Source organism: Thermomonospora catenispora, from assembly GCF_006363815.1.
Taxonomy (GTDB): Bacteria; Actinomycetota; Actinomycetes; order Streptosporangiales; family Streptosporangiaceae; genus Thermomonospora; species Thermomonospora catenispora.
Window position 1 is genome coordinate 1 of record NZ_RRYT01000059.1, and the last position, 10,642, is coordinate 10,642.

At 76.6% G+C, this 10,642-nt stretch carries 6 protein-coding genes; 1 reads left to right on the forward strand and 5 read right to left on the reverse strand.

Features of this window, described 5'->3' with window-relative positions:
* Nucleotides 1-83: 83 nt before the first annotated feature.
* The 5 genes from EIO00_RS24910 to EIO00_RS23370 all read right to left on the reverse strand — a co-directional run bounded on the left by EIO00_RS24910 (nt 84) and on the right by EIO00_RS23370 (nt 7,595).
* On the reverse strand, nt 84-1,901 hold the full coding sequence (locus EIO00_RS24910; RefSeq protein ID WP_140182489.1) for a serine/threonine-protein kinase: 1,818 nt from the start codon (nt 1,899-1,901) through the stop codon (nt 84-86).
* A gap of 120 nt (nt 1,902-2,021) precedes the next feature.
* Nucleotides 2,022-5,198, reverse strand: a complete 3,177-nt coding sequence (locus tag EIO00_RS23355) for a coiled-coil domain-containing protein (RefSeq protein WP_140182491.1) — start codon at nt 5,196-5,198, stop codon at nt 2,022-2,024.
* The gene (locus EIO00_RS23360) at nt 5,195-5,845 is read right to left on the reverse strand and encodes a helix-turn-helix domain-containing protein (RefSeq protein ID WP_140182492.1); all 651 of its coding nucleotides are present in this window, start codon (nt 5,843-5,845) and stop codon (nt 5,195-5,197) included. Before EIO00_RS23360 ends, EIO00_RS23355 begins: the two co-directional genes overlap by 4 nt.
* Nucleotides 5,842-6,381, reverse strand: a complete 540-nt coding sequence (locus EIO00_RS23365) for a hypothetical protein (protein WP_140182494.1) — start codon at nt 6,379-6,381, stop codon at nt 5,842-5,844. Before EIO00_RS23365 ends, EIO00_RS23360 begins: the two co-directional genes overlap by 4 nt.
* The gene (locus tag EIO00_RS23370) at nt 6,378-7,595 is read right to left on the reverse strand and encodes a hypothetical protein (RefSeq protein ID WP_140182496.1); all 1,218 of its coding nucleotides are present in this window, start codon (nt 7,593-7,595) and stop codon (nt 6,378-6,380) included. The genes EIO00_RS23365 and EIO00_RS23370 overlap by 4 nt, the downstream gene beginning before the upstream one ends.
* 196 nt (nt 7,596-7,791) lie before the next feature.
* Here EIO00_RS23370 and EIO00_RS23375 point away from each other — a divergent pair, with 196 nt between their 5' ends.
* Nucleotides 7,792-10,275: a helix-turn-helix transcriptional regulator gene (locus tag EIO00_RS23375; protein WP_140182498.1), complete on the forward strand. Its 2,484-nt coding sequence runs from the start codon at nt 7,792-7,794 to the stop codon at nt 10,273-10,275.
* The last annotated feature ends 367 nt before the right edge of the window (nt 10,276-10,642 follow it).

The following is a 10,642-nucleotide window of genomic DNA, read 5'->3' on the forward strand; positions in this document are numbered from 1 at the left end:
CCCGCCCCGGACGGTCCGCCGGCCGCGTCGCGCCTGCGCCGGCGGCGGGCCGCCGCGTGCGCCCGCCGCCGGGCGCACGCCGGTCAGCCGCCCTGGGCGAGACGCAGGACGTCGGGCTTGAGCAGGTCGGCGAGCTGGGAGTAGGGCACCTCGCGGGTGCGGTCGCCGACGCATTCCCCCCATTGCCGGAAGGTGAAGACCAGGCGGTCGCCGGTGAACATGGGGCCGGTGGCGGCGACACCGCCGATCAGCCGCTGATCGGAGATCGGGGTGAACGGGCAGCTCACCGAGTCGATGCGCAGCGGCGGCGGCGGAGGGACCCGGCGGGAGAGGACGGCGGCGTTGTCGGCGAGGGCGGCGGGGGTGAAGATGTCGGCCGGGGTGAGGACCCGGCCGCGGGTCAGGTCCACGTTCACGGACTTGACCGTCGGCTCGAGCCCGCCGCCCGCGTATATCGGATTGTCGATCAGATAGCGGACCGACAGCAGCCGGGGACCGCGTTGCCCGTAGGAGACCTTGACGGTCAGCCGCATGGGGGTGGCGAGCAGGTCACGGGAAAGGGAGGGACGAACCCGGTTCCAGTGCCGGCGGTAGTCGTCGATGGCCTGGTCGACCGGGGCGCGCAGGGCCTGGTTGACGCGCTGCTGCACCGCCTGGTCGGAGAATCCGCTGACGACCGCGTACTCGACGTTCTGCACGATCAGGTTGATGTCCGGCAGGTTCTGGGAGAAGGTCCGGGTCGTCGCGGCGACGTTCACCGCCTCCGGGGTCTCCGGGGTCTTGTCCGGGGCCTTCTGGGAGGCGTAGACGAAGCCCCCGGCCGTCGCCGCGGCGGTCACCGCGACCACCGCGGTGACCTTCGCGCCGGTCCCGGTCAGCAGGCCCAGCCCGGAGCCCTTGGCCGCGACTGCGGCGCCCGCGTTCGCGGTCTGCGCCGCGCCGGCGACGCCCCCCGAGCCGAGCGCGGTGCCCGCCCCCTGCGCCCCGGCCGCCCCCGCGGCACCGGCCGCCCCCGCACCGGCGGAGGCGGCGAGGCCGGCGGCGGTCACGGGGAACAGGGAGGCCAGGGCGACGGCCGCGGCCGCCAGCGCCCGCACGCCCTCCTCCTCCCAGTCCGCGCCGTAGGCGGCCCGGGCCGCCCGGTCCAGCTCGTCGACGAACGCCGCGGCGCCGGGCGGGCGTTCGACGGCGTTCTTGGCCATGCCCCGCGCGACCATGGGGCGCAGCGGCTCGGGCACCTCCTCGAGGGGGAGGGGCGCGGTGGCGTGCTGGGTCATCAGCGCCGCCCGACTGTCGGCCCGGTAGGGGCGGTGGCCGGTGACGCACTCATAGAAGACGCACGTCGCCGCGTACACGTCGGTGGCGGGGGTGGCGGGCTCGTTCCGCCACTGCTCGGGGGCCATGTAGAAGGGCGTCCCGGCGCGCGAGGCGGTGCCCGCGGGGGTGGCGATGCCGAAGTCGATGAGCTTGCTGCGCCCGTCCGCCGGGACGATCACGTTCGCGGGCTTGTAGTCCCGGTGGACCACCCCGACCGCATGGGCCGCGGCCAGCCCCAGCAGCGACCCCTTCAGCACGGTCAGCGCCGCCTGCGGCTCCAGCCTCCCGTGGCGGGCCAGGATCTCCTTCAGCGAGACGCCGTTCACCGCCTCCATGACGATCGCCGTGCCGTGCTCGCCTTCGATCAGCCGGTACAGGCGCGCCACGTGCGGGCTCGTCACCCGGCCGAGCATCCGCGCCTCGTGCCGGAAGCGGTCGCGGTCCCCCGCGTCGGCCTGCGCGGACAGGTACTTGATCGCCACGGGGGCGCCCGACTCCTCGTGCACGGCCAGCACCACCCGGCCCTGTCCGCCGCTGCCGAGCTCCCGCACCTCCCGGAACCCCGAGACCTGCCACGCCGCCATGGATCCGTCCCTTCGCACCGTTGAGAACGCCCTTGTGTGACGCCGCCGGGGCGGGGCCGGGTTCACGCCTCCGGGCGATGGGAACGAGGGCCGGGACGGCGGAACGGACCCGGCCGGGGCTCAGGGCCCGGCCGCGCCCGCGGGGCGGGCGGCGCCCACCTGCTCGGCGAGCATGCGGACCCGCTCCCGGTGCGCGTCGTGGCCGACCACGACCGGCGGCTCGTTGTAGGGCATGGCGTCCGAGGAGCGGCGCAGCTTGATGTACTGGCCGCAGGCGTCGACGGCGTAGGGCTCCATGTCGTCCTGCAGCGCGCCGATCACCGTGATGCCGTGGGTCTCGCCGATCCGCCGGAACAGCGCCACGGCCTCCCTGCGGTGCTCCTTGCCCAGGTTGCGGCCCAGCTCGTCCAGCACCAGGACCAGCCGGCCGCCGCCGGAGCTGGCCAGCGCCGCCGCGCACACCAGCTTGACCGCCTTCTCGTCCATCAACGCGGTGTTGGCGCGCCGGTTGTACGGCACATGCCGCTGTCCCTCCGCACGCCGCCACTTGGGCACGACCCGCCAGCGCCACTCCTGCTCGGGATCGGCGGGCGGCTCCGGGGTGGGGAACTCCAGCGTCGCCCCGTACCCGCCGTAGGCCAGGTCCAGCTTCTCGAACTCCTCGGCGACCCGCTGCAGCCGCGTCCGGATCGCGGCGGTCAGCGCGGCGCGATGGGCGGCCGCCGCCTCCGCCGCCTCCTCCGCGCCGGTCCGCGCCTTCTCCATGTCGATCCGGCGGGCCGACAGCTGCACCTCGATCTGCCGCCGCTGATGCCGCTCATAGTCCTCCTGCCGGCGCAGGTGGCTCTCCAGCGCCTTGGCCAGCCGGAAGAACGTGGACTGCTCGCGTTCGATGCGGCCGCCCCCGCCCTCGGCCCGCTCGCGCAGCAGGAACCGGATCTCCTCCGGCATGTCCTCGTCGGCCGTGCCGCCGGGGAACACCTGCCGCAGCGCCTCGCCGAGGTGCCGCTCGGCGACGTGCCACCACTCCTCCGGCGTCCAGGTCCGCTCGTCCCGGCCGAGCGTCAGCAGCCACTCCTCGGCCGAGTCGACCGGGCCGCCCCACTGCCGCTGCAGGTCCTCCAGCCCGAGCGTCACCCGTCGCTCGGTCAGCTCGGCGGCCCGCTCGCGGAGCGTGTCGCGGGTGCGTTCGTGGGCCTCCCGGCGGCCGCGCAGCCGGTCGATCTCCAGCGCGCGGGTGTCGGCCTTGGCCTGCAGCCGCCGCACGGTCTGCTCGGCCGCGGTCAGCCGAGGGCCCAGCCGCTCCTCGGCCGAGGTCAGCGCCTCCAGCCGTTCCCGCAGCCCGACCATGGCCTCCATGACCTCGGCCAGCTCGGCGGCGGCGCGCGCCCCGGCCACCCGGCGCGCGGCCAGCGCCACCTCGGCGGCGGCGTCGTCGGCCTCCCGGCGGGCGGTCTCCACCGCCTCCCGGGCCTCCGCCGCCGCGGCCCGCGCCGCCTGCACCCGCGCCATCCGCCCGGTCACCGGCTCGGGGAAGCCGCCCACCACGACCACCCCGGCGGCGTCCTCGCCGGACAGCGCCGCGAAGAACGGCCCCAGCGCCGCCCGGCACCCCACCCCCTCGGGCAGGCCGTCCGTCACCGCCTCCCCGGTCAGCGGCGCCTCCGCCGGGACGATCATCGATCCGGGCAGGTCGCGCAGCGCCTCCACGGCGGCGGGCACGTCCGCGGCGGCGACCACCACCGCCTCCCGGTACGGCCACAGCGCCTTCTCCCAGCGCTCCCGGACCCCGGGCTCCAGGTCGATCGCGTCCAGCAGCCCCACCGCGGACACCCCGGCGGCGGCCAGCGCCCGGATCTGCGCGGGCGCGCTGCCCTCGCCCGCCTCGGCGGCGGCCAGGTCGCGTTCGGCCTGGGCGAGCCGGCCCTTGGCCATCCCGAGCCGCTGCTGGGCCTCGTCCCGGCGGGCCTCGGCCTCGGCCAGCTCCTTGACCGCGGTCTCCTCGTCCCGGTCGTCGGCCTCGCGTCGCCGCTCCTCCAGCGCGGAGACCTGACGGCGCAGCTCGGCCAGCCGGTCCCGCACCACCGCCTTGTCCTCGCCGATCCGGTCGGCCTGGCCGCGCAGCTCGGCCAGCTCGGCGGACGCCTCGGCCAGCCGCTCGTCCAGCTCCTCGCCGGTCAGCTGCTCGATCTCCCGGTCCACCGCCTTGATCGCCTCGGCCAGCTCGGCGGACTCGGCCCGGAGCCGCTCCAGCTCCCGCGCGTACGCGGCGTCGGCCTGGGCGGCGTCCACCAGCAGGCGGGCCTGCCGGGACCGCCAGTGCCGCAGCGCCGTCGCCACCTCCCGGCGGGCCGCGTCACGGCGGTCGAACACCTTGAGCAGCGCCTCGGCCTGGGCCTCCCACTCGGCCAGCCGCTCCCGCGCCTCGGCGGCCTTGGCGCGCTCGCGATGCTCCTCGGCGCGGGACCTGCGTTCGGCCTCCAGCTCCCGGTCCAGCCCGGTGAGCGCGGCGATCGCGCTGAAGATCCGCTCCGGCGGGATCTCGTTCAACGGCTGGGACAGCAGATTGGTGGCGACCTTGCTGCGCACCGAGGTCGACAGGAACGACACGCAGCGCACCCGCCCGCCGTACAGCACCCGGTTCAGGTCCTTGGCCACGAAGTCGCGGCGCCCCGCCGACCGCGGCAGCCGCTCCCACAGCCGGTCGGCCAGCGCCACCCGCTCGGCCTCCGAGGGCGCCGTCGCCAGATGGACGCCGCGCCGCCAGCGGATCTGCAGATGCGGCGCGTCCGCGTTCACCCGCAGCCACACCGTCACCGCCTCCTCCGGCCCGGCGGCGTCGCCCCCGGCCGCGGGCTCCGCCCCCTCCGCGTCCCCGGCGTCCCCGGGGCGCTCCCCCGGGGCGGGGCGTCTCGCCGGCCGGTCCGGGTCGGGGGCGAAGACGCCGATGATGTAGCCGTGGTCGGCGCTGGCCCACTGGCTTTCGCCCTGCGCCGCCAGCTCGGCGTTGAACAGCAGCTCCGCCACCGCCCGCGCGCCGGAGGCCAGCCGCCACTGCTCATCGCCCAGCAGCGCGGTGATCGCCGCGATGAACGACGACTTGCCCGCCCCGTTGGAGTCCTTGGGGCCCTGCCCGGCCACCACGATCAGCGTGCCCGGGACGGTCGGCACCGGGTGGGTCGACAGCCGCGAGATGTTGATCGCCTGCACCGCGATCAGGGCGCGGTCGCCCACCACGTTCTCGGTGCTCCCGCCCGGCAGGTCCAGCGTCCCCGTGATCTCCTCGGCGGCCGTCACGCCCGTCCCCTCCCCGTGCCGCGCCGCCGCGCCCGGATCGCCGCCGCCAGCGGCGAGTCGGGGCCGGCGGCCAGGATCAGCTGTTCCTGCAGGCGCCGCCGCGCCGCCTCGGTCAGCCGGTGGAACTGCGGGCCGGGCACGTACCCGCCCGACGCCTCGTCCGGCCCGGCCTTGACATGGGCGACCAGCCCCGCCGCCCGCAGGCGTCGCAACGCCCCCTCCAGCTCGGAGATCGTCAGCTGGGAGCGGCGCCGCAGCTCCTCCAGCGGCGCCGGATACGGCGACAGCCACGAGTCGTCGGTCAGCAGGCCCTCGGCCCGCGGGATCGCCACCGAGTGGATCAACACCAGCGTCAGCACCGCCCGGTCGGACACCGGGAGCGCGCACGCCGGGTCGGCGGCCAGCGCCTCCCGCACCCGGTCGGAGTAGCCGGAGGTCCAGTGCGCCGGCGAGGTCTTGATCAGCGTCCGGCCCGACAATCCCAGCATCCGCTCCACCGTCCGCCGCAGCGCGGGCTCCCGCAGCGCGGGGAACCGCACCTCGGGCACCGGCTCGGCGGCGTGCTCCACCGCCATGTACGCCGCGACCAGCTCGGCCCGGCGCTTGTCGTCGTACGGCCGCAGCAGCGGCTCCAGCAGCTCGTTCACCCCTCCTCCCCGGGCGACGCCGCGGGCGGCGGGGGCATCCGGCGGAGCAGGGCGCGCAGCGGGGCCAGGGACTCCTCCGACCACAGCGCGGTGCGCGGACCGGAGCGCACGACGCCCGCCTTCTCGTCCAGCAGCAGCCAGCCGGTGTCGGCCAGCCGGCGCAGGTCGCCGATCGCCCAGCGGCGTTTGAGCTCCTCGTCGCCGCGGGTGATGGCCGCGTGCACCTCCAGCACGTCGGCGAGGGAGGCGGCCTCGCCCGGCCAGGGGGAGTCGTCCAGCCGCCGCCAGCAGCAGCGCAGCGCCGCCGCCAGCGCCCGGCGGGCCGGGCCGGGCCGGTCCAGCGGCATCGGGGCGATCTGGTACTCCTCCAGCACCGCCGGGGTCGCCCCGTCCGGCCAGGCCGGCAGCGCCCACGCCCGTTCGCGGTCGGCGACGCGGAGCAGCCCGGCCGGCACCGGCTCCTCCGCCGGCATCGCCGCCGCGCCGACGACCCTGGCCCGGGCCCGCGCCAGCGCCTGCGGATCCAGGTCCGTCACCGGCCGGCCTCCCCGACGCGTTCGAACACCCCGTCCGACAGCCAGGAGGGGGAACGGCCCGGCCGGACCGCCAGGCCGTCCGACCACACCAGCCGGTACGGCAGGTCCGGCCGCAGGTCCGCCGCCGTCAGATCCGCCAGCAGCCGCCGCGCCGCCGGCCAGTCCCGGTCCAGCACCTCCCGCAGCTCGACCCGGTTCCGGCCGCGCAGCACCTGCTCGGCGACCGTGACCAGCCGGTCGCCGTCGCCGCGGACGGCGGGAGGGCGGTCCACCAGCCCCGGGTCGGGGATCGACGGGCGGGGCGGCGCGGGACGCGGCGGAGCGTCGCGCGGCCACTCCTCCACCGCCGTCACGATCGCCGCCGGATCGTGCCAGGGCGCGGGCGCGTCGAACACGAACCCCTCCAGCACCGCCGCCAGCTCCTCCCGCGAGGCGGTGCGGGCGAACGTGCGCCAGGTCTCCGGCGGCAGCAGCGTCAGGTTGCGGGTGGTGCCCGCCGAGTCGGTCAGCCGGGCGGCGGCCCGCCGGGAGGCGTCGCCGTAGGCGTGGATGGCGGCGCGCAGCTCGGTGCAGGCGCGGTCCAGCTCGGGCCAGCGGCGCAGGATCGCGCCGTGCAGCCGCTCGGCCCGTTCGATGGTCTCGGCGGTGCCCCACAGCTTGGGCGCCTGCTCGCGCAGTTCCTCGATGGTCCCGTTGGCCAGCGTCAGCAGCTCCACGCTCCACAGCCGGAACGCCCGGGCCAGCCCTTCGGCGCACTCCCGGGCCTGGTCGGCGGTCATGCGCGGGTCCGCCACGTTCAGCTGCTCCAGCGCCAGCAGCCGGTGCATCTCCGACTGGCCGCCGTCCCGCATCATCCGCCGCACGAACATCAGCCCGACCACGCTGGTGAACGAGGCCCGGTAGCGCAGCTGGTTGGGCTTGGGGAACACCTCGCGGATCGCGCCGAGCCCCTTGAGCACCCGCAGCCGGTTCTCGAACGCCTCGGCCGGGTAGCGGCGGCACACATGCCGCATCTGCTCACGGCTCAGCCCGTCCTCGCCCGCCTCGGCGAACGCCGACAGCAGCGTCTCGGCGATGTCCACCAGCTCCGGGTCGTCCACCACCGCCCCGGAGTCGCGGGCCAGGGCGGCGAACATCTGCCGGTAGACGCCCAGCACGGCCTCGCCGACGAGCACGTCGTCCAGCGACTGGGGGGTCTGCGACAGGGAGGGCACGGCGCACTACCGTACCGCCGCTTTCCGGGCGTACAGACCGGTGCGCGGGCCAGCACCGCCCCGCGCGTCCTCTGTGACGGCCGCGGATACTTTCCGTCCGGAAACCGGGACGGAGCGCGGTCGCGGGTGCAAGACTCGCGGAGAACCTCACGGATGTCGGGCCGGTCATCACGGACCATCACGGACCACAGGGCACATGACACCGCAGACCCTCACCACCGACGCCGTCACCCAGCAGCCCGGCCTGCCCGCCGAGCCCACCCCGTTCATCGGCCGGGAACGCGACCGCGCCGAGGTGTCCCGGCTGCTGTCGCAGGCCCGCGCGGTGACGCTGTGCGGTCCCGGCGGCATCGGCAAGACCCGGCTCGCGCTCCAGGTGGCACGGGCCGTGGCCGACGAGCATCCGGACGGGGTGTGGCTGGTGGAGCTGGCCGACATGCCCGTCGACGGGTCCGACCCGGACGCGGTCGCCCGCCGCGTCGCCGCCGCCTGCGGGATCGTCGGGGAGCGCGGCCGGGCGCCGTCGGAGACGCTGACCGCCACGCTGCGCCGGCGCCGGGCGCTCGTGGTGCTGGACAACTGCGAGCACCTGGTGGAGGAGTGCGCCGAGCTGTGCCGCACCCTGCTGACCCGGTGCGAGCGGCTGCGGATCCTGGCCACCAGCCGGGAGCCGCTGCGGGTGCCGGGGGAGACCGTCTGGCGGGTGCCGCCGCTGTCGGTGCCGTCCGCCGACGATCCCGACCCGGACCGGCACGAGGCGGTCCGGCTGTTCCTGACCCGCGCCGCGGCGGCGCGCCCCGACTTCGCGCTGACCGAGCGCAACGCCGCCGCGCTGGCGCGGGTGTGCCGGGCCCTGGACGGGGTCCCGCTGGCGCTGGAGCTGGCCGCCGCCCGGGTGCGGGTGCTGTCGCTGGAGCAGATCGCCGACCGGCTGGCCGACCGGTTCCGCCTGCTGACCGCCGGCGACCGGACCGCACCGCCGCGGCAGCGCACGCTGCGCAGCACGATCGACTGGAGCCACGAGCTGCTGTCGGAGCCGGAGCGGATCCTGCTGCGTCGGCTGTCGGTGTTCCGCGGCTGGACGCTGGAGCAGGCCGAACGGGTGTGCGCCGACCGGCTGCTGCCGCCGGAGAGCGTCTTGGACCTGTTGACCGCGCTGGTCGACAAGTCGCTGGTGGTGGTGGACCGGGAGGTGGCCGGGGAGATCCGGTTCCGCCTGCTGGACAGCATCCGCGAGTACGCCGCGCAGCGGCTGGCCGAGGCCGGTGAGGAGGAGGCGCTGCGGGACCGGCATCGGACCGCGGTGCTGGCGGCGCTGGAACGCGACGCCGAGATCGGGACGGGGGCGCGTCCGGCCTCCTGGCGGCAGCGGATCGCGGTGTTCCAGCGCTACGACGCCGAGCAGCACAACCTGAACGCCGCCCTGGCCTGGTGCCGTGAGCGCGGGGACGTCGACGAGGGCCTGCGGCTGTGCCTGGCGGCCCGGCTGCATTGGGGGGCGCGCGGCCACTACGCCGAGGCGAACCGGTGGATCGGGTGCTTCCTGGAACGGGCCGGGGAGTCGCCGCCCGATCTGGTGGGGGCCGTCCTGGTGGTGCGCGCCCTGGTGGCCTTCGACCTGCGGGAGTACGACCGCGCCGAGGAATGGGCGCGGGAGGGGGCCGAACGCTGCCGCGCCGCCGACGGCCCGATGCTGCCGGCCGCCCTGTGCGTGCTGGCGAGGGTCATGCTGCAGCGGGACGACGAGCGGCGGTGCCTGGAGCTGCTGGAGGAGGCGCTGGCGGTGGCGCGGTCCGCCGGCGACCGGTGGAACGAGGCGCTCGTCCAGTACGCCAGGTCCGCCGCGCTGCGGCGCGGCGAGCGGCTGCGGGAGGCCGAGGAGGCGGCGCGGACCGGCGTGCGGATCATGCGCGAGATGGACCACCCGTGGGGGGTCGCGCTCGGCCGGACGATGCAGGGCAGGCTGGCCTGGTCGCGCGGCGACCCCGGCGGGGCGCGCCGCCGCTTCGAGGAGGCGCTGCGCACGCTGCGGGAGATCGGCGCCCGCCCGGCGATCGTCCGCTGCCTGCTCGGGGCGGGGCGATGCGCGCTGGAGCAGGGCGACCCGGAGGCGGCCCGCCGGATGCTGGCCGAGAGCCTGCGACTGGGCACGGCGGCCGGGCTGCGCCTCACCGTCGCCCGCGGTCTGGAGTCCTTCGCCGACCTGAGGCTGCGGGAGGGCGACGCGCGCACGGCGGTGCTGCTGGCCGCGGCGGCCACCGCTTTGCGCGCGGCGATCGACGCGCCGACGCGCCCGGGCGGCGACGCGGCGGCGCGGCTGGAGGGGGTCGTGGAACAGGCCCGGCAGAGACTGGGACGGCGCACGGTCGCCCGGCTGTGGGACGAGGGGGCGGCCATGTCCGTCGAGGAGGCGGTGGCCCGCGCGCTGACCGCCCCCGAGGACGCCGCCGAGTCCCGCGAGCCCGCCCCGGCGGCCCCGCCGGGCATGCTGACCCCTCGGGAGCTGGAGATCGCCCAGATGATCGCGCGCGGTCTGAGCAACCGCGGGATCGCCGCCGAGCTGGTGATCAGCCCCGCCACGGTCGCCCGGCACGTCACCAACATCCTCACCAAGCTGGGGTTCGGGTCCCGGGCGCAGATCGCCGCCTGGGCGGTGGACAACATCGCCGCCGGTCGCTGAACGCCCCGAGGTGTGTACACACCCCGAGCCGTGGGCGGGCGCGGCTTTACACATCCGGATGCATAGTCCGGCTCATGTGCACGCAGACGGAGGGGCATAGCGTGTGACGGCACATGCCTCGGCGTGCCGGCCGCACGCCCCGTCACCCCCCGGGGACGACGACCCCGGGCGACGGGGCGACGGCCGTCGCCCGGGTCGGCGCGCCGCCCGCCCGTCCCGCGTCGCGGGCCCGGCACCGCGCGGCGCGTCGTTCGGACGCCTGCGCGCCGTGGAGAGACCGGGCCGCGCGTCGCGCGCCCCGGCGTGTGCGTCTGCCCCCTGAGGAGGGGAGGAGGCAGCCGCACCCGGGGCGCGCGATGCGCCCGGG

Coding starts and splice junctions, on each gene's coding strand:
- EIO00_RS24910 (WP_140182489.1), bottom strand. CDS start 1,901: ATGGCGGCGTGGCAGGTCTCGGGGTTCCGGGAGGTGCGGGAGCTCGGC.
- EIO00_RS23375 (WP_140182498.1), top strand. CDS start 7,792: ATGACACCGCAGACCCTCACCACCGACGCCGTCACCCAGCAGCCCGGC.